24 protein-coding genes are annotated in these 26,126 nt (G+C 70.3%); 11 read left to right on the forward strand and 13 right to left on the reverse strand.

The features are described from left to right. Window positions 1–132: 132 nt before the first annotated feature. Together OG259_RS10820 and OG259_RS10825 are read right to left on the reverse strand one after the other, a co-directional pair. A complete protein-coding gene (locus OG259_RS10820) occupies window positions 133–1,359 on the reverse strand; it encodes an aminotransferase-like domain-containing protein (RefSeq protein WP_328942087.1) in 1,227 nt (408 codons plus the stop codon). A 103-nt stretch (window positions 1,360–1,462) separates the two neighbouring features. Continuing rightward, window positions 1,463–2,149, reverse strand: coding sequence for a GntR family transcriptional regulator (locus OG259_RS10825; protein ID WP_328942088.1), 687 nt, complete (start codon window positions 2,147–2,149; stop codon window positions 1,463–1,465). A gap of 183 nt (window positions 2,150–2,332) precedes the next feature. Between OG259_RS10825 and OG259_RS10830 the strand changes: the two genes are divergently transcribed. Then, a complete protein-coding gene (locus OG259_RS10830; protein ID WP_328942089.1) occupies window positions 2,333–3,580 on the forward strand; it encodes an SLC13 family permease in 1,248 nt (415 codons plus the stop codon). Window positions 3,581–3,669: 89 nt separating this feature from the next. Continuing rightward, window positions 3,670–4,125 carry a tellurite resistance TerB family protein gene (locus OG259_RS10835; protein WP_328942090.1) on the forward strand — a complete coding sequence of 152 codons (456 nt, stop codon included), beginning with the start codon at window positions 3,670–3,672 and terminating at the stop codon, window positions 4,123–4,125. A gap of 126 nt (window positions 4,126–4,251) precedes the next feature. Here OG259_RS10835 and OG259_RS10840 read toward each other — a convergent pair whose 3' ends face one another. Then, on the reverse strand, window positions 4,252–5,208 hold the full coding sequence (locus OG259_RS10840) for a M56 family metallopeptidase (protein WP_328942091.1): 957 nt from the start codon (window positions 5,206–5,208) through the stop codon (window positions 4,252–4,254). A 5-nt stretch (window positions 5,209–5,213) separates the two neighbouring features. Beyond that, the gene (locus OG259_RS10845; protein ID WP_328942092.1) at window positions 5,214–5,618 is read right to left on the reverse strand and encodes a BlaI/MecI/CopY family transcriptional regulator; all 405 of its coding nucleotides are present in this window, start codon (window positions 5,616–5,618) and stop codon (window positions 5,214–5,216) included. A 164-nt stretch (window positions 5,619–5,782) separates the two neighbouring features. On the opposite strand from OG259_RS10845, the gene OG259_RS10850 reads away from it, so the two are divergent. Together OG259_RS10850 and OG259_RS10855 are read left to right on the forward strand one after the other, a co-directional pair. Then, window positions 5,783–6,301 (forward strand): hypothetical protein, encoded by a 519-nt coding sequence (locus OG259_RS10850; protein ID WP_328942093.1) that lies wholly within the window; start codon window positions 5,783–5,785, stop codon window positions 6,299–6,301. 122 nt (window positions 6,302–6,423) lie between these two features. Next, window positions 6,424–7,842, forward strand: a complete 1,419-nt coding sequence (locus OG259_RS10855) for a flotillin family protein (RefSeq protein WP_328942094.1) — start codon at window positions 6,424–6,426, stop codon at window positions 7,840–7,842. A gap of 15 nt (window positions 7,843–7,857) precedes the next feature. Here the strand turns inward: OG259_RS10855 and OG259_RS10860 are convergent, their stop codons facing one another. Continuing rightward, a complete protein-coding gene (locus tag OG259_RS10860; protein WP_328942095.1) occupies window positions 7,858–9,207 on the reverse strand; it encodes a cation:proton antiporter in 1,350 nt (449 codons plus the stop codon). A 7-nt stretch (window positions 9,208–9,214) separates the two neighbouring features. Beyond that, entirely contained in the window at window positions 9,215–9,685 is a 471-nt protein-coding gene (locus OG259_RS10865) for a cation:proton antiporter regulatory subunit (RefSeq protein WP_328942096.1), read from the reverse strand. Between the two features lie 235 nt (window positions 9,686–9,920). On the opposite strand from OG259_RS10865, the gene OG259_RS10870 reads away from it, so the two are divergent. The 4 genes from OG259_RS10870 (at window position 9,921) to OG259_RS10885 (ending at window position 13,860) form a co-directional block, all read left to right on the forward strand. Then, window positions 9,921–10,871 (forward strand): HAMP domain-containing sensor histidine kinase, encoded by a 951-nt coding sequence (locus OG259_RS10870; RefSeq protein ID WP_328942097.1) that lies wholly within the window; start codon window positions 9,921–9,923, stop codon window positions 10,869–10,871. Then, the gene (locus OG259_RS10875; RefSeq protein ID WP_328942098.1) at window positions 10,868–11,542 is read left to right on the forward strand and encodes a response regulator transcription factor; all 675 of its coding nucleotides are present in this window, start codon (window positions 10,868–10,870) and stop codon (window positions 11,540–11,542) included. Before OG259_RS10870 ends, OG259_RS10875 begins: the two co-directional genes overlap by 4 nt. Window positions 11,543–11,913: 371 nt before the next feature. Beyond that, window positions 11,914–13,179 carry a Cmx/CmrA family chloramphenicol efflux MFS transporter gene (locus OG259_RS10880; protein WP_328942099.1) on the forward strand — a complete coding sequence of 422 codons (1,266 nt, stop codon included), beginning with the start codon at window positions 11,914–11,916 and terminating at the stop codon, window positions 13,177–13,179. A gap of 78 nt (window positions 13,180–13,257) precedes the next feature. Further along, on the forward strand, window positions 13,258–13,860 hold the full coding sequence (locus OG259_RS10885; RefSeq protein ID WP_328942100.1) for a helix-turn-helix domain-containing protein: 603 nt from the start codon (window positions 13,258–13,260) through the stop codon (window positions 13,858–13,860). 124 nt (window positions 13,861–13,984) lie between these two features. Here the strand turns inward: OG259_RS10885 and OG259_RS10890 are convergent, their stop codons facing one another. Beyond that, a complete protein-coding gene (locus OG259_RS10890; protein ID WP_328942101.1) occupies window positions 13,985–16,468 on the reverse strand; it encodes an RICIN domain-containing protein in 2,484 nt (827 codons plus the stop codon). A 534-nt stretch (window positions 16,469–17,002) separates the two neighbouring features. Here OG259_RS10890 and OG259_RS10895 point away from each other — a divergent pair. Then, on the forward strand, window positions 17,003–17,389 hold the full coding sequence (locus tag OG259_RS10895; RefSeq protein ID WP_328942102.1) for a hypothetical protein: 387 nt from the start codon (window positions 17,003–17,005) through the stop codon (window positions 17,387–17,389). On the opposite strand, the gene OG259_RS10900 is transcribed toward OG259_RS10895, so the two are convergent. From OG259_RS10900 to OG259_RS10915, 4 genes are all read right to left on the reverse strand, one after another. After that, a complete protein-coding gene (locus tag OG259_RS10900) occupies window positions 17,359–17,805 on the reverse strand; it encodes a spore-associated protein A (protein ID WP_266897762.1) in 447 nt (148 codons plus the stop codon). The genes OG259_RS10895 and OG259_RS10900 overlap by 31 nt on opposite strands. Window positions 17,806–17,885: 80 nt before the next feature. Continuing rightward, on the reverse strand, window positions 17,886–18,317 hold the full coding sequence (locus OG259_RS10905; protein ID WP_328942103.1) for a spore-associated protein A: 432 nt from the start codon (window positions 18,315–18,317) through the stop codon (window positions 17,886–17,888). 21 nt (window positions 18,318–18,338) lie between these two features. Continuing rightward, on the reverse strand, window positions 18,339–18,776 hold the full coding sequence (locus OG259_RS10910; protein ID WP_328942104.1) for a spore-associated protein A: 438 nt from the start codon (window positions 18,774–18,776) through the stop codon (window positions 18,339–18,341). 97 nt (window positions 18,777–18,873) lie between these two features. Then, window positions 18,874–19,314 (reverse strand): spore-associated protein A, encoded by a 441-nt coding sequence (locus tag OG259_RS10915; protein WP_328942105.1) that lies wholly within the window; start codon window positions 19,312–19,314, stop codon window positions 18,874–18,876. A 466-nt stretch (window positions 19,315–19,780) separates the two neighbouring features. Here OG259_RS10915 and OG259_RS10920 point away from each other — a divergent pair, with 466 nt between their 5' ends. Next, window positions 19,781–20,755 carry a helix-turn-helix domain-containing protein gene (locus tag OG259_RS10920; protein ID WP_328942106.1) on the forward strand — a complete coding sequence of 325 codons (975 nt, stop codon included), beginning with the start codon at window positions 19,781–19,783 and terminating at the stop codon, window positions 20,753–20,755. A 141-nt stretch (window positions 20,756–20,896) separates the two neighbouring features. On the opposite strand, the gene OG259_RS10925 is transcribed toward OG259_RS10920, so the two are convergent. Then, window positions 20,897–23,653: a P-loop NTPase fold protein gene (locus OG259_RS10925; RefSeq protein WP_328942107.1), complete on the reverse strand. Its 2,757-nt coding sequence runs from the start codon at window positions 23,651–23,653 to the stop codon at window positions 20,897–20,899. An 86-nt stretch (window positions 23,654–23,739) separates the two neighbouring features. Beyond that, window positions 23,740–25,005, reverse strand: a complete 1,266-nt coding sequence (locus OG259_RS10930) for a hypothetical protein (RefSeq protein ID WP_328947332.1) — start codon at window positions 25,003–25,005, stop codon at window positions 23,740–23,742. 748 nt (window positions 25,006–25,753) lie between these two features. Here OG259_RS10930 and OG259_RS10940 point away from each other — a divergent pair. Continuing rightward, on the forward strand, window positions 25,754–26,122 hold the full coding sequence (locus OG259_RS10940; RefSeq protein ID WP_328942108.1) for a hypothetical protein: 369 nt from the start codon (window positions 25,754–25,756) through the stop codon (window positions 26,120–26,122). Window positions 26,123–26,126: the final 4 nt, after the last annotated feature.

Here is a 26,126-nt window from a genome sequence, read left to right on the forward strand (position 1 = left end):
CCGACCAGGGCTCGACCGGCCAGGGCGCGTTTCACCGTCGTGGTGCTCGTACCGGCAGCGCTCGGCGGGTGCATGATCACGACGCCGCCTTCCGCTGTCCCACGGCCTGCGGCCCGCCCCTTCCGTGCGGCCTCAGGCGAAGCTCTTGGCCAGCCTGCGCAGCCCTTCCCTGATCTCGTCGGCCGAGTGCGTGGTGAACGAGAGCCGCATCGCACCCGGGTCCGGCTCGCCGCAGAAGAACGGCGCCCCCGGCACGTACGCCACCTCGTGGCCGACCGCGGTCTTCAGGAGGGCCGTCGCGTCATGGCCGGCGGGCAGGGTCACCCAGATGAACATGCCGCCCTCCGGCCGGTTCCAGCGGCTGCCTCCGGGCAGCGCGGCGGGCAGGCCTTCGAGCATCGCGTCCCGGCGCTCGTGGTACGCCGCCCGCATCACCGCGACGTGCGCGTCGAGGTCGCTGTCGCGCAGATACCGCGCGGCCGCGGCCTGGTCGATGGTCGAAGTGTGCAGGTCGGCGGCCTGCTTGGCGATCACGCAGGCGCGGCGCAGCCCGGCGGGCGCGCGCAGGTAGCCCAGCCGGAGGCCGGGGGCCATCACCTTGGAGAAGGAGCCGAGCAGCACGGTGCGGTCGGCGGCCGCGGGGTCGGCGGCGATCCAGGGGACGCGCTCGCCGTCGTACCGCAGCTCGCCGTACGGGTCGTCCTCGACGATCCAGAATCCGAGCCGCGCGGCGGACTCGGCGACGGCGGTGCGGCGCTCGGCGGGAAGGGTGCGGCCCGTGGGGTTCTGGAAGGTGGGCACGAGGTAGAGCAGGGTCGGCTTCTCGCGCGCCGCGATCTCGTCGAGGGCCTCCGGGATGACGCCCTGGTCGTCGGTGGGCACGGGGACGACTCGCGCGCCGGCGAAGCCGAAGGTCTGGAGGGCCGCGAGGTAGCAGGGGTCCTCGACGAGGACGACGGCGCCCGGTTCGACGAGCGCGGTGGTGAGGAGCGTGAGGGCCTGCTGCGAGCCCGTCGTGATGAGCACGTCGTCTGCGTCGGTGGGCAGTTCGCGTGCTGTCAGCCGGGCCGCGACGGCGGTGCGCAGCTCCGGGTCGCCCTCGGTCGTCGAGTACTGGAGCGCGTACTGCGGGTTGTCCGCCAGGACGCCGTCGTACGCCGCCCGGATGCCCGCGACGTCGAACAGCTCGGGAGCGGGCAGGCCGCCGGCGAAGGAGATCACCTCGGGCCGTGCGGTCAGCGCCAGGATCTCCCGTACCGGCGACGAACCGACACTGGCCAGCCGGGACGCGGTGGCCGGCGTGGGCGCGGAGGAGGCGGAGGCTGCGGCGTTCGCGGGCACGGAGGCGGCAGAGGGCATGGGTGTCAGCATATAGCGGTTCAAGACGCTGTCCAGGTGCTCTAACCCCGGTGCAAGCGCGCCCAGTTGATCCCTTTCGAGGCACCCGCCCGGCCCTTCGGTCCTACGCGCGGCCGACGGGTTCGTCGTGGGCGTCGGCCCACAGCGACCGTACGTGGCCGAGGTGACGCACCATGCACGCCTCGGCGCCCCGCGCGTCGCCGGCGATCATCAGGTCGAGGAGTTCCAGGTGTTCCTCGGCGGAGGAGACGAGCCTGCCCGCCTCGTCCAGGCCGGTCAGACCGTAGAGACGGGAGCGCTTGCGCAGCTCCCCGACCGTCTCGACCAGGCGGTCGTTGCCGGAGAGGGCGAGCAGCGCGAGGTGGAAGCGGCGGTCCGCCTCCAGATAGCCGATGAGGTCGTGCTCCCGGGCGCACGAGACGATCTCCTCGGCGACCGGCCGCAGCGCCTCCAGCTGCTCCCGGTCGGCCTTCCTCGTGATGCGGCCGATGGTGGGCACCTCGATGAGGGTGCGCAGCTCGGTGAACTGGTCGAGGTCCCGTTCGCTGACCTCGGTGATGCGGAAGCCCTTGTTTCGGACAGGTTCGACCAGTCCCTCCCGGGCCAGATCGAGCATGGCCTCACGGACCGGGGTCGCGGAGACGCCGAGGTCGCTCGCGAGGCCGGGGGCCGAGTAGACCTGGCCGGGCCGCAGCTCACCGGCGATCAGGGCCGCGCGGAGGGCGTGCCCGACCTGGTCGCGGAGCCGCTCCTGCGCTCTGACGAGGCCGTACTGCTTCAGGTCACCCATCGTGCGCCCTCCGAGAAGTCACGGGGGAGCATCGTACAATGTCACGTTGCTCCCCCGGGTCTGCGCGTGGTCCTCGGTGTACGGCTCAACGCGTGGTGGTGGGACCGGGCCCGGCGGACGCCGAGGGCCCGGCAGAGGCACCCCCTGGAGGGGCCGCTCCAGGCGACCCGGATCATCGAACACATGCTCGTTGCGTCCGTGTCCCTGCTCGCCCTGGCCGTGGTGCTGATCTGCGCCGTCGTCCGCCCGTTCCGCCTGCCCGAGGCGGTCTTCGCCGTACCGGCCGCCGGCGCCGTCCTGGCCGTGGGTGCGATCACCCCCGCGGCCGTGCGCGAGGAGGCGGAACGACTGGGACCGGTGATCGGCTTCCTCGCGGCCGTCCTCGTCCTCGCCAAGCTCTGCGACGACGAAGGGCTCTTCCACGCCTGCGGCACCTGGATGGCCCGCTGGTCCCGCCGCCGCCCGCAGCGACTGCTCGGCGCCGTCTTCGCCCTCGCCTCGCTGATCACCGCCGCCCTGAGCCTGGACGCGACGGTCGTCCTGCTCACCCCGGTGGTCTTCGCGACCGCCACCCGGATGGGAGCCCGCCCCGGACCCCACGCCTACGCGAGCGCCCATCTCTCCAACACGGCCTCGCTGCTCCTGCCGGTCTCGAACCTGACGAACCTGCTCGCTTTCACGGCCACCGGGCTCGGCTTCACCCGGTTCGCGCTGCTGATGCTGCTCCCCTGGCTGACCGCGATCGCCGTCGAGTACGCCGTCTTCCGCCGCTTCTTCGCACGCGACCTCGCCGCCCCGGCGACCCCCACCGAACCGTCGGCGCCCGTCGCGCTCCCCCTCTTCGCCCTGCTCACCGTGGCCGCGACGCTCGGCGGCTTCGCCCTCGCCTCCGCGACCGGCGTGGACCCCGCATGGGCGGCCGCGGCAGGCGCCACCGTCCTCGCCGTACGGGCCCTGGCCGGCCGCCGCACCACCCCACGCGCGCTCGTGCGTTCGGCGTCGCTGCCGTTCCTCGCGTTCGTGCTGGCCCTCGGGGTCGTCGTCCGGGCCGTCGTCGACAACGGCCTCGGCGACGCCCTCGCCCTCGTCCTCCCCGACGGCACCTCTCTCCCGGCCCTGCTCGGCATCGCCGCCGTGGCGGCGGTCCTGGCCAACCTCATCAACAACCTCCCCGCGACCCTGGCCCTGGTCCCCCTCGCGGCAGCCTCGGGCCCGGGCGCGGTGCTCGCCGTACTGCTCGGGGTGAACATCGGCCCCAACCTCACGTACGCCGGGTCCCTCGCCACCCTCCTCTGGCGCCGCATCGCCCAGGACCACGACCACCCCGTCGCCCTCGGGGAGTTCACCCGCCTCGGACTCCTGACGGTCCCGGCCACCCTCGCCGCCTCGACGGTGGCCCTGTGGGCCTCGCTCCACCTGCTCGGCATCTGACGGCGCGGTCGCCTCTCACGTCCCGGGAACTCCACGCCCCACTGCTACGTTCTACAAGACCGTAGAAGTAATCGACGTCTGGAGAGCTCATGGCCCTGTGGGACCGCTTCAAGGAATCCGCATCGACGATGCAGACCCAGCTGATGGCGAAGAAGAACGACCTGAAGAGCGGCGCGTTCCGGGACGCGAGCATGGCCATGTGCGCGCTGGTCGCCGCCGCCGACGGGACGATCGACCCCGCCGAGCGCCGCCGGGTCGCCCAGCTCATCTCGACCAACGAAGTGCTGCAGAACTTCGACGCGACCGATCTGCAGCGCCGCTTCGACGACAACCTGAACAAGCTGACCGCCGACTTCGACTTCGGCAAGGTCAGCGTGCTGCAGGAGATCGCCAAGGCGAAGAAGAAGCCGGCCGAGGCGCGCGCCGTCATCCAGATCGGCATCGTCATCGGCGGCGCCGACGGCGACTTCGACAAGACGGAGCAGGCCGTGGTCCGCGAGGCGTGCTTCACCCTCGACCTGCCGCCCCACGAGTTCGACCTCTAGAACCCGCCCAGGACTCGTCGAGGTCTCGTCCAGGAGTCGCATAGGTAGGAGTCGCGTGGGACGCATCCAGGACTCGTCCTGGGCGAACGCCGCCTGGCTCCACCGGTGCGGCGACCCCGCGCACGGCTACACGGGTGCGGCGACCCCGCGCAGTACCAGGAACAGCGTGACCGCCGAGTTGGCCGAGGACAGTGCCGACACCGTCGTACCGAAGGCGGCGCCCCAGGCGGCGAGTCCGACGGCGGTGCCGACCGGCGGCCATGCGCGACCCACCGGGGCCGGGCGCATCAGGGCCGCGACCCGCCGGGGCACGGGGCCGGCGCCCGCGCCCGTCAGGGCGGGGAGCGTGGCGGCCGGGGCGCGCGGCGCGAGCAGGGCCGCCTTGCCGATCGCGCGGGCGACGGAGCGACGGCTGCCGACCTCGGCGGCCGCCTCCTCGTCGGCCCAGCGTTCGGCGGTGTACGAGACGGCGGTACGCAGCGGGCGCAGGAACGGGTTCGCGCGCGCCGCGAGATGGACCGTCAGGAGATGGCGGTGGTGACGTCCGGCCAGGTGGGCCCGCTCGTGGGCGAAGAGGGCCCGGCGCTCGGCCGAGGTGAGGCCGGTCAGCATCCCGGTACTGACGACGACCCGCCCCGGCGCCCGCCCGCGCCCCCGCCCACCGGGCAGTGCGTACGCGTACGGGGTGCGGTCCGGCAGCACCGCGACGGACGTCGGCGGCAGCCCGCCGAGCGCGCCCGCGACCCGTCGGCGTACCCGCAGCTGACGCCAGGCCGCCGCGCCGCACGAGACGAGGACGGCGAGCAGCACCGGGATGGCCGCACGGCCGGCGATCTCGTCGTACGGGAGGGCCGCGCGCACGTCGGGGTCCGACCAGCTGTCGGGGAGCGGGTTGCCCGGCAGTTGCGCGGTGCCCACGATCATGAGCAGGCCGAGGCACAGGGTGCTGCAGACGGCGGAGACACCGGCGACGGCGGCGAGCAGGCGCGTCGCGGTACGGGGGTGGAGCCGCTGTTCCGCGAGGCGGGCGACCGGCCAGGCGGTGAGCGGAAGGACGAGGGGAAGGAAGACGAAGACTCCCATGGCGGCTAGCCTTCCTCCTCCTCGGCGGCCTTGGAGAGCAGTTCACGAAGGAGTCGCTCTTCGTTCGGCGAGAGCCCGGTGACGAAACTGGCGAGGACCGCCTGGCGGTCCGCCTCCGCGTCCAGCACCTTCCGCATCCGCAGGGCGGCGAGCCCGGCCTCGTCGGCGACCGCCGTCCACCGGAAGGAGCGGCCGGCGCGCTCGCGCTCGACGGCGCCCTTCGCCCGGAGGCGGGTGAGGATGGTGATGACGGTGGTGTAGGCGAGGGCGCCGCCGAGGCGTTCCCGTACCCACGCCACGGGCACGGGCTCGGACGCCTCGCGCAGCACGGCGAGCACCTGGGACTCCAGTTCGCCCTGGCCACGCCTGCGCGGGGAGGGCTCCGCCCCGACCTCGCTCCGGTCCGTCACGTCGCCCTCCTCCACGTAGGAACAGCAGCCCATCGTACTGAACGGCGGGAGCCCCATCGATGGCCAATGGGTGCTGACACCCATGTCCTACACGCTGCTTACATGGAACAATTCAGAAAAAGAGGGGGATCGAGGGGGAGCAGGCGAGCAAGGGGGATCGGCGCATGGAATGGTTTTTGGGATTCGGCATCGCGGGACTTGTCGTCCTGGCGCTCTCCCTCGTCCTCGACGGCTTCTTGGACGGCGTTCTGGACGGCATCCCGGAAAGCATCGGCGGCGGCCTCGACGGATTCATCTCGCTCCCCGTGATCGCCGGATTCGTGTCGGCGCTCGGATTCACGGGCGCGATCGCGACGGGCGCGGCAGGTGCCGGGGCGATCGTCGCGACCCTCGCGGGCATCGCCGCAGGCGTCCTGGTGGGCTGGCTGACCTGGCGGTTCAGCCGGGCGCTGCTCCGGGAGGGAAGCGCGCCCGCACCGCGGGGCGAGGACCTGACGGGCACATCGGGCGCGGTCGTCACGGCGATTCCCGCCGGGGGCTATGGCGAGGTCCTGCTGTATCTGGCCGGACAGCCGGTGAAATACGCGGCGAAGGCGGCCGCTCCGGTCGAGCGGGGTGCCGAGGTGTGGGTGGAGTCGGTGCTGTCACCGACGTCGGTCACGGTCCGCCCCGTAGAACGCTGACCTTCGCACCGCTCGACCGCTCGACCGCTCGACCGCTCGACCGCTCGACCAATTCTCTTCATTCGCTGATCTGTTCATTGATCCGTTCATCGATCCGTTCACTCAATTCGAGGGATTTCTGCATGAGCCCTGTCCTCACCGCTGTCGTGGGAATAGTCGTCCTCGTCGTCCTGCTCGGCCTCGTCGTCGTCACGCGCTACAAGGTGGCCGGCCCCAGCGAGGCCTTCATCATCACCGGCCGGCGCGGCAAGAAGGCCACCGACCCGGCCACGGGGCGGGTGTTCACCGACAACAGCGGCCAGAAGGTCGTGGTCGGTGGCGGTGTGTTCGTCGTCCCGTTCGTGCAGCAGAAGTTCACGCTCGACCTGTCGAGCCGTCACATCCCGGTCGCGGTGCGCGGCGCGGTCACCCTGCGCGGTGTGAAGGCCAACCTGGAGGGCGTCGCGATCGTCAAGGTCGGCGGCACCGAGGACTCGATCCGGGCGGCCGCGCAGCGATTCCTGATGCAGCAGAACGGCATCGTCGGCTTCACCCAGGAGGTGCTGTCGGGCGCGCTGCGTTCCATCGTGGGACGGATGTCCGTCGAGGACATCATCCGGGACCGGGCGGCGTTCGCCGGGCAGGTCGCCGAGGAGGCGGAGGCCAGTCTCTCCGGCCAGGGCCTGGTCCTGGACGCCTTCCAGATCCAGGACATCACCACCGAGGGCTCGTACCTCGAAGACCTCGGCCGTCCCGAGGCCGCCCGCGCCAAGCAGGAGGCGGACATCGCCGAGGCCGTCGCACGGCGTGCCGCCGAGCAGGCGCGGCTGAAGGCGGAGGAGGAGATCGCGATCGCCCAGCGGACCCTCTACCTGAAGCAGGCCGAGATCAAGGCGCAGACGGACGAGGCCGCCGCCCAGGCGAACGCCGCAGGCCCGCTCGCCGAGGCCGCCCGCCAGCAGGACATCCTGACGGAGCAGGAGAAGGTCGCCGCGCGCCAGGCCGAGCTGACCGACCGCCAGCTCGACACCCAGGTCCGCAAGCCCGCCGACGCCGCCCGCTACCAGGCCGAGCAGGAGGCCGAGGCCCGCCGTATCGCCCTGGTCAAGGAGGCCGAGGCGGACGCGCAGCGGGCCAGGCTCACCGGTGAGGGCGAGAAGGCCCACCGCGCGGCCCTGGCCGACGCCGTACGCATCGAGGGCGAGGCCCAGGCCGCGGCGATCGCCGCGAAGGGCTCCGCCGAAGCCGAGGCCATGCAGAAGAAGGCCGACGCCTTCGCCCAGTACGGGGACGCGGCCGTCCTCCAGATGCTCGTCGAAGTCCTGCCCCAGGTCGTGGCCAAGGCGTCCGAGCCGCTGTCGGCCGTCGAGAAGATGACGGTCATCTCGACGGACGGGGCGAGCCGGTTGACCCGTACCGTCACGGACAACGTCGCCCAGGGCATGGAACTCCTGTCGTCCACGACCGGGGTGGACCTCGCCCAGCTCCTCCAGGGCATCACGCAGAAGGGGAAGCCGCAGCAGAGGGAGCCGCAGCGGGAGTCGGTCGAGATAGCGGACTGAGAAGGACCGCGTCACTCACACACGGTCGGACGCCGATTCGTTTCCGGGCTCGGACACACGGGCGGACGCCGACCCGGTACCGGGCTCGGACACACGGGCGGACGCCGACCCGGTACCGATCTCCGGCACACGTACGGGCACGGCCTCGGGCCCGGGTACGGCCTCGGGCCCGGGTACGGCGGCTCCTCCCCCACCCGGGGGCACAGTGGCCCGCCGACGGGTGAGGTAGGTGGCGATCGGCTCGGTGTAGCGAGCCGTGAGCGGCCCGATCACCACGAGGATGAGCACATAGGCGGTGGCGAAGGGCCCGAGCTGGGGCTGCACCCCGGCGGTGACGGCGAGCCCGGCGATGACGATGGAGAACTCGCCGCGCGCCACCAGGGTGCCGCCCGCCCGCCAGCGACCCTTGACCCCGATCCCGGCGCGGCGCGCGGCCCAGTGACCGGTGGCGATCTTGGTCAGCGCGGTGACGACGGCCAGGGCGAAGGCCGGGAGGAGCACCGGCGGGATGCTCGCGGGGTCGGTGTGCAGTCCGAAGAAGACGAAGAACACCGCGGCGAAGAGGTCGCGCAGGGGGCTCAGCAGGGCGTGGGCTCCGTCGGCGACCTCCCCGGAGAGGGCGATGCCGACGAGGAACGCGCCGACGGCCGCGGAGACCTGGAGCTGCTGGGCGACACCGGCGACGAGCAGCGTCAGACCGAGGACGACGAGGAGCAGCTTCTCGGGGTCGTCGCTGGAGACGAACCGTGAGATGAGCCGTCCGTAGCGGACGGCGACGAAGAGGACGGCGCCGGCCACGCCCAGGGCGATGGCGAGGGTGGCGCTGCCCGCTGCGAGGCCGACCCCGGCGAGCAGGGCCGTGATGATGGGCAGGTAGACGGCCATGGCGAGGTCTTCGAGGACCAGGATGCTGAGGATGACCGGCGTCTCACGGTTGCCGAGGCGCCCGAGATCGCCGAGGACCTTGGCGATGACACCTGAGGAGGAGATCCAGGTGACGCCCGCCAGGACGACGGCGGCGACGGGTCCCCAGCCGAGGAGCAGCGCGGCGGCGGCGCCGGGCAGGGCGTTGAGGGCGAAGTCGACGAGTCCGGCGGGGTACTGGGTCTTGAGGTTGGAGACGAGATCGCTCGCGGTGTACTCGAGACCGAGCATGAGGAGCAGGAGTATCACCCCGATCTCGGCGCCGATGGCGACGAACTCCTCGCTGGTGCCGAGCGGCAGCAGGCCGCCCTTGCCGAAGGCGAGGCCGGCGAGGAGGTAGAGGGGTATCGGGGAGAAGCTGAACCGGCCGGCGAGGCGTCCGAGCAGGCCGAGTCCGAGGATGATGGCGCCGAATTCGATCAGGAAGACCGCGGAGTGCACGCCGCCCTCACTCCCGACCGAGGATCGCGGCGGCCGCGTCGACGCCCTCGCGGGTGCCGATGACGATGAGCGTGTCGCCGCCGGCGAGCCGGAAGGCCGGCGTCGGGGACGGTATCGCCCCGGAGCGGCGCAGTACGGCGACGATGGAGGCTCCGGCGTCGGTGCGCATCCGCGTCTCGCCGAGCAGGCGCCCGTTCCAGTGCGAGTGGGCCGACAGTTCGATGCGTTCGGCGACGAGCCCCAGGTCGGTGGTGTGCAGGACGTTGGGGCTGTGGTGGGCGGGGAGCAGCGCGTCGATCAGCGAGGCGGTCTCGGCCTCGGTGAGGTGCAGCGACTGCGCGCACGCGTCGGGGTCGTCGCCCCGGTACACGTTCACGGTCCGGGTCCCGTCGCGGTGCGCGATGACCGACAGCTGGCGGTGCTCCCGGGTGGTGAAGTCGTACTGGACTCCGATACCGGGCAGGGGTGTCGTTCTCATCCGCGGAGCAGGCAAGGGCCCGTCCCTCCTGTTGTCATGTCAAAGGGTGATCAGGTCGGTGGTCGGGGGCCATGGTGCCACCCGCGAGGAGCCCCGGAACATGGGTGTCGGCACGGATGGACAAGCCACCGGAAACTGGTCAGGATGAGGCGGGGACATGGATCCCGCCGCAGGTCAGAGGCCCGGAGCCAGGTAGTGGGAGCCGGGGGCGAACAAGAGGGAGAGAGCCGCAACAGTGTCGCTGTACTGGCGCATCTTCCTTCTCAACGCCTCGGTGCTGATCGTCGCCGTCCTCCTCCTCTTCGGCCCGGTGACGGTCTCCACCCCCGTACTCCTCGGCGAGGCGATCGTGCTCGTGGCCGGTCTGGTCGCGATGCTCCTCGCGAACGCGCTCCTGCTGCGGCTCGGCCTGGCACCGCTCCAGCGCCTCACCCGGGCGATGCGGACGGCGGACCTGCTGAGGCCGGGCCGCCGGGCGGAGGTGGCGGGGCGCGGCGAGATCGCGGACCTGACGCGTACGTTCAACACGATGCTGGACCGGCTCGAAGCCGAACGGGCCGTGAGCACCGCCCGGGTCCTCTCGGCGCAGGAGGAGGAGCGGCAGCGGATCGCGCAGGAGCTGCACGACGAGGTCGGGCAGACCCTCACGGCGGTACTCCTCCAGCTGAAGCACGCCGCGAACCACGCTCCGGACGACCTGCGGACGGAACTCCACCAGGCGCAGGAGACGACCCGGACGAGCCTGGACGAGATCCGCCGCATCGCACGCCGGCTGCGCCCGGGAGTCCTGGAGGAGCTGGGCCTGCACAGCGCGCTCAGGTCGCTGGCCTCGGAGTTCTCGACGCGGGGCCTGACCGTACGGCCCCACATCGAGTCCGGGCTCCCGAGACTCGACCACGAGACGGAGCTGGTGCTCTACCGGGTGGCGCAGGAGGGCCTCACCAACACGGCCCGGCACGCGGCGGCGACACACGTGGATCTACGTCTCCGCCGACTCCCCCACGGTGGGATCGGCCTCCTGGTCAAGGACGACGGCCGGGGAATCGGCCGGGCGCCGGACGGCGCGGGCCTGAGCGGAATGAGGGAGCGCGCGCTGCTGATCGGCGCGGAACTGACGATCCGCGAAGGCGAAGGCGGCGGCACGGAAGTCCACCTGAACACCAAGCGCGACAAGGCGATGTCATGACGGGCCCGACCACCGAACCGAGCACTCCCACGCGCATCCTGCTGGCGGACGACCACGCGCTCGTACGGGGAGGAGTACGCCTCATCCTGGACGCGGAACCGGACCTGACGGTGGTGGCGGAGGCGTCGGACGGCGCGGAAGCGGTGGCGCTGGCCCGCTCGGAACAGATCGACCTGGCGGTCCTGGACATCTCGATGCCCCGCAGGACCGGCCTCCAGGCGGCCCGCGAACTCAGCCGCCTCCGGCCGGAGCTGAGGATCCTGATCCTCACGATGTACGACAACGAGCAGTACTTCTTCGAGGCGCTGAAGGCCGGCGCGAGCGGCTACGTCCTGAAGTCGGTGGCCGACCGCGACCTGGTGGAAGCATGCCGGGCGGCGGTACGCGACGAGCCCTTCATCTACCCCGGCGCGGAAACGGCCCTGATCCGCACGTACCTCGACCGAGCGGAACAGGGCAGGCCCCTCCCGGACAAGGCCGTCACGGAACGCGAGGAGGAGATCCTCAAACTGGTGGCGGAGGGCCACAGCTCCAAGGAGATCGGCGACCTCCTCGTCATCAGCCCGAAGACGGTGGAACGCCACCGCGCCAACCTCCTCCAGAAGCTGGGCATGCGAGACCGCCTGGAGCTCACGCGCTACGCGATCCGGGTGGGGCTGATCGAGCCGTAGCCGGGCTCGACCTCCGTACCCACGTCCCGCGCCCTTCGTCCATCGCCCTGCGTCCCGCGTCCTTCGTCCCGCGCCCAGCGCCCTGGGTGCCGCGTCCCACGTCCCGCACCCTGCGTCCTGCCTTCCGCGTCCCGGTTTCGGCAACAAATGTTGTCCCCACGGGACGCCCGGTTCGAGCATGAGGGCACCGGTGATCACCACGATCCGGCAGACCGACGAGGCCGGCATATCGGCGCGCATCCGCCCTGATCCGTATGCCCGACCGCGAGAACGAGGAGCCCGCCCATGCGTTCGACCACCCCTGGGCCAGTGCGAAGCGTCACCGCGCGACCCGTCGCGCACCACACACGGCGGGCGGGAGGTGGCCTCCGATGAGCGTCCGGACGGAACCGATCGAGCCGACCGAACCGCAGGAGACCACCGCACCACCGGATGCCACCGCGCCCAAGGGCGGCGGGAGGCTACCGCTCCCCGTCTACCTGCTCGCGTTCAGCCTGTTCGCGATGGGGAGCGCCGAGTTCCTGCTCGCCGGTGTCCTCCCGGACATCGCCGACGACCTCGACATCTCGCTGTCCTCCGCGGGCGCCCTCATCTCGGCCTTCGCCATCGGCGTGGTGATCGGCGGTCCGCCGCTCGCGGTGCTGACCCTGCGCTGGCCGCGCCGCACGACCCTGGTGATCTCGCAGGCCGTGTTCGCCGCGGGGGTGGCCGTCGGCCTGCTGACCGACGACTTCACCGTGCTGCTCGTCACCCGCTTCCTGATCGGCCTGGCGTACGCCGGGTTCTGGGCGGTCGCCGCGGTCACCGCGATCTCCCTCGTCCCACCCGACCGCACCGCCCGGGCCTCCGGCGTGGTGGTCAGCGGTCTCAGCATCGCCATGGTCGCCGGCGGTCCGGCGGGTGCCTTCCTCAGCCACTTCACCGGCTGGAAGGGCGGCTTCTGGGCGGTGGTCGCGCTCACCGCGCTGAGCGCGATCGCCACGACCGTCGCCGTTCCCGCCACCAAGGCGGCTCAAGAGCCCAGCGTGAAGCGCGAGTTGCGGACGATGCGGCAGCCGCAGCTGTGGGTGGTGTACGCCGCGACGCTGCTCAGCACCGCCGCGTACATGATCTCGTACAACTACCTCGCGGCCTTCCTCACGGACATCACGGGCATCGACTCCGTGTGGGTGCCCGGCATCCTCGTCCTCTTCGGCGTCGGGGCCTTCATCGGCCTTTCCGTCGGGGGCCGGATCGCCGACGGGCGCCCCCACCACGCCCTCCTCATCGGGGCCGGCGGGATCCTGGTCTGCTCCGTGCTGCTCGCACTCCTGGCAGATCACGCCCTGGCCGTCGTCCCTCTGGTCCTGGTCCTGGGCGTCGCGGGCTTCGTCCTCAACCCGGCCGTCTACGGACGGGTGTTCACCGTGGCGGCAGGCGCGCCCACGCTCGCCGGGGCCACCGCCGTCTCCATGTTCCAGCTCGGCATCAGCGTGGTCCCCGTCCTCGCGGGCGTCGCGCTCGGCGCCGGTGCCGGCCTCACGTCGATCCCCTGGCTGGGCGCGGCCCTGGCCGTCCTCACCGTCCCGGCAGTCCTGGCCGACCGGACGATGACCCGCAACCGGGCTAAGCCGATCCCCGGACCGACGGACGACTGACCCGGCGTCATGACCCTGACGAGTCCGAAAACAGCGCCTCTCGTTGCACACTCCACCGCGACTGCATGTAATGACGGTGTGGAGCAGCCCTCGTCCATCGCCCAGGCCCTGTCCGCCGTAGGCCCCCGGCTCAAGCGGCTGCGCACCGCTCGCGGTGTCACCCTCGCCGCACTGTCGGAGGTCACCGGCATCTCCAAGAGCACCCTCTCCCGCCTGGAGGCCGGCCGGCGCCGCCCCAGCCTGGAGCTGCTGCTGCCCATCGCGCAGGCCCACCAGGTACCGATCGACGAACTGGTCGGCGCCCCCGATGTGGGCGACCCGAGGGTCCGGCTCAAACCGCACGCGGTGAACGGCAACACCGTGCTGCCGCTGACCCGACAGCCCGGCCCGCTGCAGAGCTACAAGATGGTGCTGCCGGCGAGCCGCGACACCCCGGAACTGTGCACCCATGAGGGATACGAGTGGCTGTACGTGCTCTCCGGGCGGCTCCGGATCGTGCTCGCCGACCACGACATCGTCCTCGACCCGGGCGAAGTGGCGGAGTTCGACACACGACTACCGCACTGGTTCGGCAGCACGGGGCAGGGCCCGGTCGAAGTACTGAGCCTCTTCGGCCGCCAGGGCGAGCGCATGCACGTCCGCGCCCGCCCCAACCGCCGAACGCCCGCCTCCGGCGACTGAGGCCGGGGACGGGCGCGAAGGAAGCAGGCGGCACACCGGGCGGGGCGGGCCCGGCCTTCGAGAGCCTGCCGGGCCCCTGCGTGCTGCGCAGGGACCCGGCAGGCCGGTTACGGCCGCGGCGGCATCAGTTGATGGTCCACTGCTGGCGCGTCGAGCCCGTGTCGGGCTGCTGGGTGACGAGGGACCCGTCGGCGGAGGAGGCCGTGGTCACGAGCAGTCCGCTTCCCGCGGAAGCCACGGTGTACGTGCCGCCGGCCTGACGGACGATGTTCCAGCGCTGGTTGGCGCCCTGGGTGCAGGTCCACTGGATGATCTTCGCGCCGGCGCTGGTGGAGCCGCCCTCGACGTCGGCGCACATCCCGGACTGACTGTTCTTGAGTTCGTAGGAGCCGTCGGCCTGCTGGGTGAAGCGCCAGTTCTGGTTGAGGCCACCGGTCGGTGCCCAGGTGATGAGCTGCGTACCGGCGGTGGTGCCGTGGTCGGGATTGTCGAGCGCCTTGCCCGCGGCGGTGAGGGTGTGGACTCCGTCGAGAGGGGCCGAGACCGTCCAGGTGAACGTGGTCGTGCCGCCGGCGCTGCCGGAGGACGCGGTGACGGTGACCGTGGAGACGCCCGCCGCGGTGGGGGTGCCGGTGACCAGTCCGCCGGTGCTGATGCTCAGACCGGCGGGAAGGCCGGTGGCAGTGAAGGTCAGGGGCTTTCCGGCGGAGTCGGTCGCTACAAGCTGGAGGGAGACGGCCTTGTTGAGGGTGGCCGTCCGGTTGCCCGGATTGCCGACCGTCACCGTCTCGGGGACCTGGGCGGTGGGCGTCAGGGTCAGGACCTGCTCACCGGCCGTCCGGGTGCCGCCGACCGCGTTGCCGGTGGTGTTGTTCCAGCTACGGGTGGGCGTGGTCTCGGCGAGGCGACCGGAGTCGGCGGAGAGGCCGATGACGAGGCCGCTGTAGCGATTGACGATCTTGTACGTGCCGGTGGCGGAGCCGTCGGTCGGCGAGGTGCCACGGAGGACGAACCACTGCTGTCCGACGGTGGGACCGCTGGGTGCGGCGTCCGTGACGGTGGGCTTGGTGCCCCAGGCCCGGGTGGCGGTGGAGGTGGAGCCCACGCCGAGGAGCCGGCCGGAGGCGGAGTTGGCGATGCGGTACGAGCCGTCGCCGTTCGAGGTGAAGATCCACGACTCCAGGCCGGAGCCGGTGGCGGCGGCAAGCGAGGTGGTGGCCGAACTGCCGGAGACCTGGGCCAGGACGCGGCCGCCGGCGCCGGCGATGCGGTACGCCTGGGAGGTGTCGACCGGGGTCGCGGGCTGGGTGGTGCCGATCGTCAGGTTGACGTACTCGCTGCTCGCTCCGTTGGAGCAGCCGAAGGAGCAGTACGAGCGGAAGTCCTTGCCGACGATCCCGGAGCTGGTCTTGTTCGAGCTGTCGAGGAACCAGCGGTACCAGGACGCGTTCCGGTAGCTGCCGGTGTCACCCAGGCGGAACCACTTCTGCGTGGCCAGGTTGTCGGTGGCGTAGATCTCCTGGGAGGCGTTGCCGCTCTGGTCGACCCCCTGGGGCTGGCCGATGTACAGGCCGAGATGGGCGTTGTAGGTGATGTCCATGACGAACATCGGGGACGTCGGAGGCATCAGACCGGCTGCCACCTGCTGGTTCACGTCACCGCTGTTGGCGGGGTTGTACTCCTTCGACGGCGGGGTGTAGCCCGTCGTGCTGCCGGGGCCGACCGGGACCATGTTGCTCTCGCGGCCTCCGACGCCTGGCTGGGACCAGGCGCCGTTGTACCACTTCTGCCAGGAACCGGGCGCCATCTTCGATGAGATCGGAGCTCGGGCGACGTGCCCGTAGAACGCGGCCCAGCCGCCGCCCTTGTTCACGATCCGGGAGCCGTAGAAGGCGTAGAAGTAGCCGGACGCCGTGTCGACGAACAGGCGCTGGTCACCGGTGCCGTAGTGGTAGGTCTGCTGCGGGAAGGCAGCGGTGTCGCCGCGCTCGGTGCTGTACTGCGAGGTGATGACGTGGTCCTTGATGGCCCACGTACGTCCCTGGTCCTTGGACACGGCGTAGTCGATGCCGTCGTAGTGGAGGCCGTCACCGAAGGGCTGCGGGGTGAACTCGTTGTGCACGAGGCCGTACCAGTCGCCGGTGTCCGGGTCGACCCAGACACCGGCGAGGTCGCAGTAGTTGCGGTGCGCGTAGGAAGCCGTGGAGGGCGCCTGGGTGGACTCCACACCTGTCGGGCTGTTGTTGCAGCGCCATGTGGTGTCGTTGTTGCGGTCGTTGGAGTTCGCCGGGTTCACCGCGTCGCTGATGGCGCCGGACCGGGTGGCGGTGTCGAGGTTCGTTCCGGTGAAGAAGGTCCACTTACGGGGATCGCTCGCGCCGTACAGCGCGTGGGCCTGCTGGAAGTAGAAGGTGCCGTCCTTGTCGATGTACGTGCCGGCGGGCGTGTCATCGGGGTGCGTCCAGGAGCCCTTGGCGCCGATGGTGACGGTGTAGGTGGCGGCGTCCGGTGCCGCGGAGGCCGTGGTCGTCGCCAGCGTGCCGCCGCCGGCCGCGACCAGCGCGGCGGCGACGAGCGCCCCGGCGAGTCTGCTTCGAGGAGTGCGCATGGTTCTCCTTGGTCGGAGGAGCCGAGAGGGGACGGCTCCGTGGATGGTCCGGCGTCCGGGGGACGGCGGTCGTGCTCGGGCGACGGCGCCACGGCCCGTGCGGCCGGCTCCCCATCAGCGGCTGAACAGACCCGCCCCGGGCGGTGCGGAACGCGGACCGGATCCCTGCCGGGTGGCTCTGTGCCGGCCGACCGGTCGGGCGACCACTGTCACGAGCCCGGTGCCCCGGTCCGCCACGCGATGAGTCGGGATCGTCAGCGGCAGATCGGGTCTCGACCGCCGCTGACCTTCCGAGCACTTCGAGGCTTCAGCGGACCGCTGTTCGGCGCGGTGGCGCTTATTGGGGGCGGCACGAGGCAGGACCTTCATCCGCTGTCCACCCGTCGGTAAGGATGTGCTTGGCGGCACTCAGACTGCTCGCACCCGCGTCATGACGCCTAGGGATGAATCGCCACGGCGCTTGGACTTTCCGTCACGAGCCGACGCAGGCGATCACCGAGCGGAGCACGTCGGCCGTCGCTCCCCGTGGCGGCCATGCACGCCACCCTCTCGACCGGCACGATCGAGACATTCACGGCGCCGACGCTGGACGGGGCGGAGCGCACGGGCGCCACCGAGCAGACCGTCTCCGACGTGCTGTCCGGCCGGGTCGCCGTACGGCCCGCCACGGAGACCCGGGCGCGCGCCCGCCCTCGCCGGACCCGGCCACGTCCCCCCGCCTCGTCGGACGCTCGCTCGCCGCCGGCAGTAGCTCATGCGCTCGGCCTCATCGTCCCGACCGTCTCCCCGGCCTGCCATGCCGACGTCGTCGAGGAGGCGGAGGATGTCCTCGACGCCCCCTCGGCTACCCGGGTGCTGCGAACAGCACCCGGGGTCGGATCGTACGAAGGTCACCCGCAGTGGGAGTTGCCGATGAAGTGACTCGCGAGCCTCTCGGAGCTGTTTCCCCCGATGCTGCCTATCCAGTCGATGCACCTGTTCTTCGCGGAAAGGTAGACGGGCCCCGCATACGAGGAGAAATAGCCGGAATCCGAGTCCCCGTCGCCGCCACCGGTGAGCTGGAGGGTGGTCTCCGCGAAGATGGTTCCCGACCCTGGCACGATCTGCATGATCGAACAGTTGTAGCCGTTGGAGGAGTTGTAGGTGAGGTAGGCGTCCCCCAGGTGCGTTCCACCGCTGGTCATCTTGAGATGGTCGATGACGGTGTAGTTGGCGCCACAGATTCCGTTGTAGGGGTTGGAGGCCGCGTTGGCCACTCCCGGAGTCAGCGCCACGGCGGCCAACGCGACAGCGAGGCCGCCTGCGAGCGTGCCGATCCTTCTGCGAGTGCCGATCATCAGATCTCTCCCTTTCTCGTCAGGTGAAGTGCGCGTCTCACCGGGAGGCTCCGGAACGGGCGGGACGTTCCGGACACGGCCTAGCCGCAGTGAGAGTGCCAGCGGTTGATCTCCTGGTCGTGGATCACACCGCCCCAGTCGATGCAGCTGCCGCGGCCGTCCACGTAGACCGGGCCCGCGTATGAGCTGTAGGAGCCGGAGTCGGAGTCCTGGACGCCGTCGTCCCGCCCGATCACCGCACTCATCCGCAGAGGGGCGCCCGGATCGCCGCGCACGACGACCAGGCAGTTCCGGCCCGATTCCGCGTTCCAGGTCAGGTATGCCGTTCCGAGGTTCCCGATCGGTGCGGAATCGATGAGCTTGTGGCCGCTCCCGCAGAGCCCGTACCCGGCTGCCTCGGCGGCGGGAGCGGCAAGGACCATCAGTCCTGCCGTCATCGCCCCTGCGGTGACCATGGAAGCGGAGATCCGGAGACCCCGGAGCCGCCGGGAGCCGCATGCGTCGACGCTCATGAACGTTCCCCGTTCCGCCTGCTAACCGCAGTGCGACTCGAACTGGTACGACCCGGTGGGTGCGTCGTCCACATAGCCGCCCCAGTCGATACAGGTGGCCCGCCCGTCCGCGTAGACCGGACCGGCGTAGTGGCGGTACAGACCCTTGTCCTCCTCCTCGAAGCCGTCCGCGGTCCGCTGGATCCAGGCCGTCATGAAGTAGAGCTCGACGGGACCGTCGTTCGCCCCGTACCTCTGCGTGACGACGCAGTTGTGGCCATTGGACTTGTTCCAGGTCAGAAACGCGCGTCCGTAACCGCTGATGTCGAGGGAATCGACCACGCCGTATCCGGACCCGCACGATCCGTTGTAGGTCCCGTTGACCGGGGCAGCTTCGGCCGCGGCCGGAAGGACGAACGGGCCCGCCGCTACGGACAGGATGACTCCCGCGCGGAGACAGAGTGACCGGATCTTCCTCACAGAGGCTCCTTCGTTCGATCGGTCGAGCGAGTGAGGCGGGTGGCCCGGGCCGGAATGCCCGGGGACACGGAGAATCGGAAAGTGCCGCGGTACGACATCAATCGCAGTGCGCGCCGTATTGCTGGTACTTCCCGTATGCGTACGAGCCTCCCCAGTCGACACAGCTTCCCTTGGCGTAGACGTAGACCGGGCCGGCGTAGGCGGTGTATTCGGCACTGTCGGAGTCACGGGAGGCTTCGTCGTCGGTCCGCTGGATCCACGCTGACATGGGCCTGGGAGACCCGGGGTATTCGGCGACTGTCACGACACAGTTGTAGCCACTGGCCGAATAGGTCAGGAAGACGTTGGCGCCCGACTCCAGCCGTAGGCTGTCGATCACCGTGTACCCGCTGCCGCAGGCACCGTTGTATCCGGCGGCCGCCTGAGCCTTTCCGGGATACGACGGGATCTCGGCTGCGGATGCTGCTGCGGGCAGCGCCATCAGCAGCACACCGCTTGCGATCAGCGATGTGGTGACAGCCTTGATACTTCTCTTCATCTCTCTCCTTCAGGACTGACTCCGAGCGGCGAACGAGATCGCGCATCCGAGTGCTGGTGGAGAATTTCGTGGATCACGCTCCGGATCACGCCGAGGTGCACATCGAACGCGGTTCCTTGAGAAGCGGCTCCGCGGCTCTCCGCGGTTGCTTCCTCTTCAAACTAGGTCCCCCGAGTCACGCCGACTGTGCTGTGCCTGCAGAGAAGTTGGTCAGCTGTGCACAGGCGCTCCACGTCGGGACCAGGCCCCGCCGCCCGTCACCCACACCCTGACCAACAAGCCCTGGGTCCAGGGAACTTGGCCTCACCGGGCCCTGTTGCCCGCCCTGCCCGGCCCTGGCACTCTGGTCGCAGGGCTACGCGGGGGAGGATGACTCGGTGGGCGAGCAGCACGGTCCGGGGCGAAGGTCGCGGGTGTCGGCCACCTGCGGCGCACAGCCCGGCTGAAGAAGAGGATGGTCCGCTAGGTGAGTGCGACCCTGGACACCGCTCCTCTTTCCCCACAGGAGCGAGCGGAAGCGGTCCGGCATGCCATCTGGGAGTCGGTCGTGAAAATCGACATCGACCACCATCATCCGCCGCAGGATATCTCGGTCAAGGTCAGTCTCAATACGGTCGGTTGCATCGTCATCTGTTCAGGAGAGGCAACCAGCCTGACAATACGGCGGACGCAACAGCTGGCGCGCGAGGACACCGAGCCGTACGTCTTTCTCGGCCTCCAGGCAACGGGAACCAGTCTGGTCCAACAGAACGACCGGCAGGCAGTACTGAGAGCGGGAGAGTTCGCCCTCTACGACACATCCGTTCCGTACGCGCTCTCCTTCGAGGCCGGTGTCGACCATCACTTTCTGCGCTTTCCCCGCAGCGCGCTCGCGCTACCCGAGCGGTCGCTACGAGAGATGACCGCGGTCACGTTCGGCGCCGACAACCCCGTGGTCGCCCTTACCTTCGCGTACTTCTCCCAGTTGGCCGTCACGGACGGACTCCGCCACGAACGTCACGCCCAGGTGATCACTGAGCCGAGCGTCGAACTGATCCGCGCGGCCGTCGCCTCCCGGCTCGGCGACTCGCAGCTGGCCCGGGAATCGATGGAGACGACACTGAACCTTCGCATCATGAGATACATGCGGGAGCACTTACGTGATCGCGACCTGTCGGCTACGCGCATCGCGTCCGTCCACGGCGTCTCGGTCCGGCACCTCTACACGCTGCTCGCCCGGTCGGGTATCACCTTGGGCGACTGGATCCGCTCCCAGCGTCTGGCAGGCTGCCATCGGGAACTGGCCGCGCCGAACGCCCGGCACCGAACGATCGCCGCGATCGGGCGTGGTTGGGGCTTCGTGGACGCGACTCACTTCAGCAAGGTGTTCAAGCAGGAGTACGGCCTCACTCCACGGGACTGGCGCGACCTCAACCGCGCTTCGTCGCCGAGTCTCTCGTGAAGTGCGACGTGTGCGGACAGGCGATGTCGTCACCAGTGACCGTGAACCGCTGACAGAAGTCCGCACCACCTTCCGATCCGCCACATTCTCCTGACTCTCCACCAGCAACACGGGCAGCCGAACGACGCTGTGCGGACAGCATCAGGCCGACACCCTCGGATGGCGCGGGCAGTCGGCGCCGCGGGGCGCCGGAATCGTGGCCGAGGGGCCGGCGGTCGGCCCCTCCGGCAGCCGCCACGCCGTACGGATCGATCCGATCAAGTGCCGTGCGCTGTAAGGGGACACCTCCAGCTCCTGACGGGCGCGGCCGAGCAGCTCCAGAGCCCCGGCGGGGCCGCGGGCCGCTGCCTCATCCCGGCGGCGGGCGAAGTCCCCCCTGCCGAAGACGTCGAGCAGGGTCAGGGAGAACAAGGCGTAGGCCGACGCTTCGTCGAGGAGTTCCCGGGCCTCGTCCGAGACCTCTGCGGCCGCCTCCTCGCCCAGATGCCGGCGGAGGTCGTGGAAGGCCACGTGTTCGAGGGCCCACCGGAGCTCGGCCGAGCCACAGGGACAGGCCGGACGCAGATGGTCCATCGCGTTCCGGAAGGCGACGAGGATCGTGCCGGTCCGCGCCGTCCACCGCTGCTTGCCCAGGAGGGTACGGAACCCGGCGAGCGTGTCGCTGAGCTCCTCGAGGATCAACTGCCCCGCGATGTCGGTGAGCTCGACGAACCGTGTCTTGGCCTCGATCTCGTCCAGACGCAGGCCGTAGCGGATGAGGTCCCTGGGTACGCCGCCCGAGAGGGCGTGCGTGAGTGCCTTGTAGGGCTCGGAGAGACCGGACGCCCGACGCTCCAGAATCTCCTTGGACTCCTCCAGCGTGCAGGGCAGAACGTGCACGATGTCGTCCAGCGAGCTGTCGGTGACCCCACGATGGGGTAGCCCACGACGCACGAAGGACGCGCCGACGTCCTCGGCGACCGAGATCAGGTAGTGGACATGGGGCACGCCGAGGATGGCCTTGATCTCGCCGAGAAAGGCGAGCGCCGCGGTGTCGGAGCCCAGGCGGTCCACCTCGTCGATCGCGATCACGACCCGCTGCTCCAGCCGGTGCTGCTCGGCGGCGATCTCCGTCAGCAGTGCACGGAAGTCGGAGACCAGCTCCGGGAAGTTCGGCGGCATGGTCGACAGCGACGTCGTCTGCGCGGTGAGCAGTTGTGGCGGTCCGGCCGTCACGGCGGAGGAGGCCGTCTGCACGGTCTGCAGCCGATACAGCTCGTCGCGGCAGGCGGTGACGAGCGGCGGGATCGGGCTCGCCGGGCTCCACGTGGCCATCTTGATCAGCACCAGGCCCGTGAGAGCGACGGCGAGGCGAAGCGGGTTCTCGCGGTCGGCCGCCAGAGCCTGTGTCAGGGGCACGGTGAAGAGCAGCGCGACACCTGCGAGGAAGAGGGCCCATCCGGCCAGGCGCCGCCGGCGCTGGGTGAGGAGGACGCGCCCACGGATCTCCCACGGCCGTTCGGTGAGAACGTTGAGAAGGCCGACGAGCGGGACGAGCAGCAGGAGCAAGCCCCTTCCATCGGCCTTGCCGACGGCCTCTCCCAGGAGGGTGCGCACGTCGTCATCGCCGAACAGCGAGCCGAAGGCGGCGACGACCAGCCCCGCCCCCGCGAAGACGAGGGTGACCCGGGCGCCTCGGCGAACGGCTCGCCACCGCTTCCACCGCCGCAGGCTCCACAACAGGACGCCGGCGACCACGACGAGGACCGCCGCGCCGATCCGCTCGCCCTCCCAGATGTCGAACACCACATCCAGCGCCTGGCTCCAGATGTCCCTCGCCCAAGCGCGCACGGTCGGCCACTGCCGGACCATGAGGGAACGCACGACTGCGGCCAGACCAAGCACGACAAGTGAGCCCGCCGCCAGCCCGAAGGCCAGCACCGTGAGCCCCCTCCACATGGCCGGCAACAGTCGGCGCGCCGCTCTACGGAAAGGCGAGAGCCGGAGGAACGCGGGGGCCTCGTGACCCATGTGTGCGAGATAGCTCTCGCAGGTTCGAACGTAGAGGGACAGCAGGAAGTCGTGTGGCGAGTAGGTGGCCGGGGCCTGCACGACGACCGCGAAGCCGGCCTCGCCTGCGCAGGTCTCCAGGAGGGTCGACTTGCCCGCGCCCCGGGAGCCGCTGACCGCGATCGTCCCGCCGCTCTCCAGCTGGGCGATCTTGCGGGTCAGACTCCGGGCGGCCAGGCTCTCGACCACGTACCGCGGATTGCGCGGCGAGCGCAGGCCGTGGAAGTTGTCCGCGAGGAGCAGTGAGTCGTGGTCCTCGCCGAGCAGTGCCTCGACCACCCGGTCGATCAGCGGACGGACGCCATTTCCCTGGAGGTCCCGGCTCCAGGCGACTGCCGCCCACGTGGTCCTTCTGTCCAGCAGGGCGACGCGCGGACGCAGAACCCACTCCCGCAGGTTGAGCAGGACGTGCATGCGCCACACCTGGTGCCGCCAGATCACCGCCGCGGTCAGCGGCGGAGCCGACGCTGCGGCGAGGGCTGTCGGCCAGGAGGAGAAGACCACTACCAGCAGGGCGAGCACGGTGATTCCGCAGAGGACCACAGTCAGCGGATGCGTGCGGTCACGGAGGTAGTCGAGCCGTCGACGCTGCCGCTCGCTTCGCTCCAGCAGCACGCGGAAGCGCTCCTGGGTGGCCCGGCAAGGCGCGACAGCCCGTTCGACGTTGGCCTCGGTGAGCATGGCCGCACGGGCGTTCTCGGCCGTGGCCTGGGGCCGCACACCGAGACGCCGTGCGACGGCCGGCACGGCCAGGCAGGCATCGATCGCCGCAAGGTACACCTCCGCCTCCCGCTCCAGAGCGAAGAAGTCGGCGACCTGCCAGGCGGGGCGCGGGCGGCGTCGGGACATGAACGAAGAGCCTTTCGGAAGGGGTGGAGCGTGGGGGCCGGGACGCGCTCACGAGCCGTGAAGTCGTGAAGGGGTGCGGCGCCGGGTCATCCGCCGCTGCGGGCACGGACGAGGTCATGCCGCGTCAGACGTGTCCCGCGCTTGTGCTTGATCCGGAAGTACTCCCCGAGCCCTGGCTCGTCCTTCCCACCGTCGCCATAGGTGACCGCGTGGGCGCCTCCGTCATCGAGGAGCCGCCCTACGCACTGGGCGAGCGTGAGGGGTCCCGAACCGTCGTACCCCCAGGACAGCCCCGGGGCGTCCATGACAGGAGCCGGGTAGAGCACTCCGTCGTCGGTGCGCACCCAGATCGGATCGTCGAGGATGACCTCCTTGAGGACCGTCCCCTCGGGCAGGCGCTTGGGCGCCCGGCCTATGTAGGTGATCTCACTGACACGACGGAAGGCGAACCTCCCCTTCACCGCGACCACCGGGCTGCCGGTCACCGGATCGACGAAGGTGCCCACGGTGTCGTAGGTCTCGGCCCACACCCGGTGCAGAGCGGTCGGCGGGACGTCACGCAGCCGGTTGATCCACTCCGCCGCGACTCGGGTGACGTCCGATCGCGTCACCTGGAACGTGCCACCGTAAGGAAGGTCTTCGCTGCTCCAGGCACTGACATTCTCCAGGCACTCCACGGCCAGGTCATCCGTGCGCCCGCAGAGTTCGGCGAGTCCGGCGCCGACGACAGCGTCCGTCGTGAGTTCTCCGGCTCCGGGGTCGGACACGTTCGGAACGGCCGGATGCACCATCGAGTCGCCCGGCCCTTGCGACCAGGAACGAAGGTTCTCCATCTCCCACGACGCGTGCTCCGCCTCACTGGTCGCGATGCGGTGGCCGATCGTGAAGCAGGCGCGTCGCACCGGGGAACCCTCGGGTTCCTGTCGCGCCAGCTCGTAGAGCGGCTCCCAGGAGGGATAGGTGGCCACATCGACAGGGACAGGAGCGGCTCCGGGGGCCCATGCGGTGAGGTGGGCACGGCGACGCAACGCGCTGGGCCACCACGGGACGGGGCCGCCCACGTGCGCGGCCAGGTCGCTCCACCACGGGTGGTACACGAGCTCGGGCCGCTCTCGGTCCACCGCCTGCAGTTGAGGCCCGTCGAAGGCGTAGAAGTGCTCGACGACGACGAGGACGGCGGTGTCCGTGTGCACGTCGAGAAGGCTCCTCGCGTCGGGCATGCCGTCACACGGAAAGACGATGGCGATGACACCCTCCGGGGTGTCCCAACGCCCGGCGAAGTACTCGGCACCGACGTCCGTTCCGTCGTCCGCGTCGCGGTACTCGCCCCCCAGATACCGGGACTCGACCAAGGGTGCAGGACGCAGCAGGAGAGGCCCCGAGCCCGCCAGTTCAGGGTGGGAAGAGGCCAGCCACCGCGCAAACGCGTCTCCGGACCATCTCTTCGGGCCATCAGCGAAGGCTCCGTCGTCGAGGGGCGCGATGATGCCGTCCGCGAGACGCGACCAAGCCTCCTCCGACAACCCGAACACCTCCTTGAGCTGTGTGGCGGTCAGCTTCTCCAACTCGGCCTCCTCTTGATGCCCCTTGCGTCACCCATCATGGTGGGCTGGTCTGACAGGGCACACCCGATCCGGCGGAGACGAGGAACTCGCCTCCGGACCACGAAGGGTCCTGCTCTTCTCCTCGTACGCCACGTCCGCGACGCGTACGAGAAGGGCGACCGCTGGTGGCGCTCGCTCACCGCGGCGCAGAAGAAGGCGTTCATGGACGAGCAGGCCGGCATCGCCCGGGACTTCGCGCGGGCGTGGATGGTGACGACAACTCCGAAGGGAAGGGGTGTCCAGTGCTGTGCGGATGTGAACCGACATCCCCATTCGGCCATCGGGCCCCCTCGTACAGGCGTGGTCACCTCATAGCATGTGCAATGACGCCAACACCCTGCCTACCATGGGCCTTTCGGCACTCCATTGACGTAGAGCGGGGGAAGTCATGGGATTCGATGACGAGTGGGCCGCGGTCGTGTCCGCGTCACGGGATGGACAGTCGGCGAGTACTCGGCTCAACTCGGCCGGTCCCGGAGGTGCGGGTTCGGGGTCGATGAATCTGGTCGTCGCACAGGACGACCTGGGCGCCGTGGGGCACGAGGCGTATCTGTTGCACGAGCAGTTACGCGAAGAGCCCGACGTCGCGGGCGTCGGCGGCGACAAGAGCGGCGAGGGGGCGACGGCGCAGGCCGCCGACGAGTTGTCCTCGCGGCACATGACGATGGGCAATGAGCTGCTGACCACACTCTCCGTGTGGGATTCACAGGTGAAGACGGTCCTGCAAATGTGCGCGCACATCTCGAACCACCTCGACTACTCGAAGAGGTCGTACGCGGAGAACGACAAGCGCATCGAGGACTCGCTGCGGCACCGCGACGGCACCGCCGTCTCGGTGTCGGAGATCTCCACGTACGTGCGCTGAAGGA

Source organism: Streptomyces sp. NBC_00250 (genome assembly GCF_036192275.1).
In the GTDB taxonomy this organism is placed as follows: Bacteria; Actinomycetota; Actinomycetes; order Streptomycetales; family Streptomycetaceae; genus Streptomyces.

Bases quoted from the DNA above. Each gene is read 5' to 3' on its own strand.
- OG259_RS10895 (WP_328942102.1), top strand. From the start codon at position 17,003: ATGCACGCCACCCTCTCGACCGGCACGATCGAGACATTCACGGCGCCG.
- OG259_RS10850 (WP_328942093.1), top strand. From the start codon at position 5,783: ATGGAATGGTTTTTGGGATTCGGCATCGCGGGACTTGTCGTCCTGGCG.
- OG259_RS10890 (WP_328942101.1), bottom strand. From the start codon at position 16,468: ATGCGCACTCCTCGAAGCAGACTCGCCGGGGCGCTCGTCGCCGCCGCG.
- OG259_RS10820 (WP_328942087.1), bottom strand. From the start codon at position 1,359: ATGCCCTCTGCCGCCTCCGTGCCCGCGAACGCCGCAGCCTCCGCCTCC.
- OG259_RS10940 (WP_328942108.1), top strand. From the start codon at position 25,754: ATGAATCTGGTCGTCGCACAGGACGACCTGGGCGCCGTGGGGCACGAG.
- OG259_RS10915 (WP_328942105.1), bottom strand. From the start codon at position 19,314: ATGAAGAGAAGTATCAAGGCTGTCACCACATCGCTGATCGCAAGCGGT.
- OG259_RS10835 (WP_328942090.1), top strand. From the start codon at position 3,670: ATGGCCCTGTGGGACCGCTTCAAGGAATCCGCATCGACGATGCAGACC.
- OG259_RS10900 (WP_266897762.1), bottom strand. From the start codon at position 17,805: ATGATCGGCACTCGCAGAAGGATCGGCACGCTCGCAGGCGGCCTCGCT.
- OG259_RS10880 (WP_328942099.1), top strand. From the start codon at position 11,914: ATGAGCGTCCGGACGGAACCGATCGAGCCGACCGAACCGCAGGAGACC.
- OG259_RS10830 (WP_328942089.1), top strand. From the start codon at position 2,333: ATGCTCGTTGCGTCCGTGTCCCTGCTCGCCCTGGCCGTGGTGCTGATC.
- OG259_RS10925 (WP_328942107.1), bottom strand. From the start codon at position 23,653: ATGTCCCGACGCCGCCCGCGCCCCGCCTGGCAGGTCGCCGACTTCTTC.
- OG259_RS10840 (WP_328942091.1), bottom strand. From the start codon at position 5,208: ATGGGAGTCTTCGTCTTCCTTCCCCTCGTCCTTCCGCTCACCGCCTGG.
- OG259_RS10865 (WP_328942096.1), bottom strand. From the start codon at position 9,685: ATGAGAACGACACCCCTGCCCGGTATCGGAGTCCAGTACGACTTCACC.
- OG259_RS10825 (WP_328942088.1), bottom strand. From the start codon at position 2,149: ATGGGTGACCTGAAGCAGTACGGCCTCGTCAGAGCGCAGGAGCGGCTC.
- OG259_RS10855 (WP_328942094.1), top strand. From the start codon at position 6,424: ATGAGCCCTGTCCTCACCGCTGTCGTGGGAATAGTCGTCCTCGTCGTC.
- OG259_RS10875 (WP_328942098.1), top strand. From the start codon at position 10,868: ATGACGGGCCCGACCACCGAACCGAGCACTCCCACGCGCATCCTGCTG.
- OG259_RS10905 (WP_328942103.1), bottom strand. From the start codon at position 18,317: ATGAGCGTCGACGCATGCGGCTCCCGGCGGCTCCGGGGTCTCCGGATC.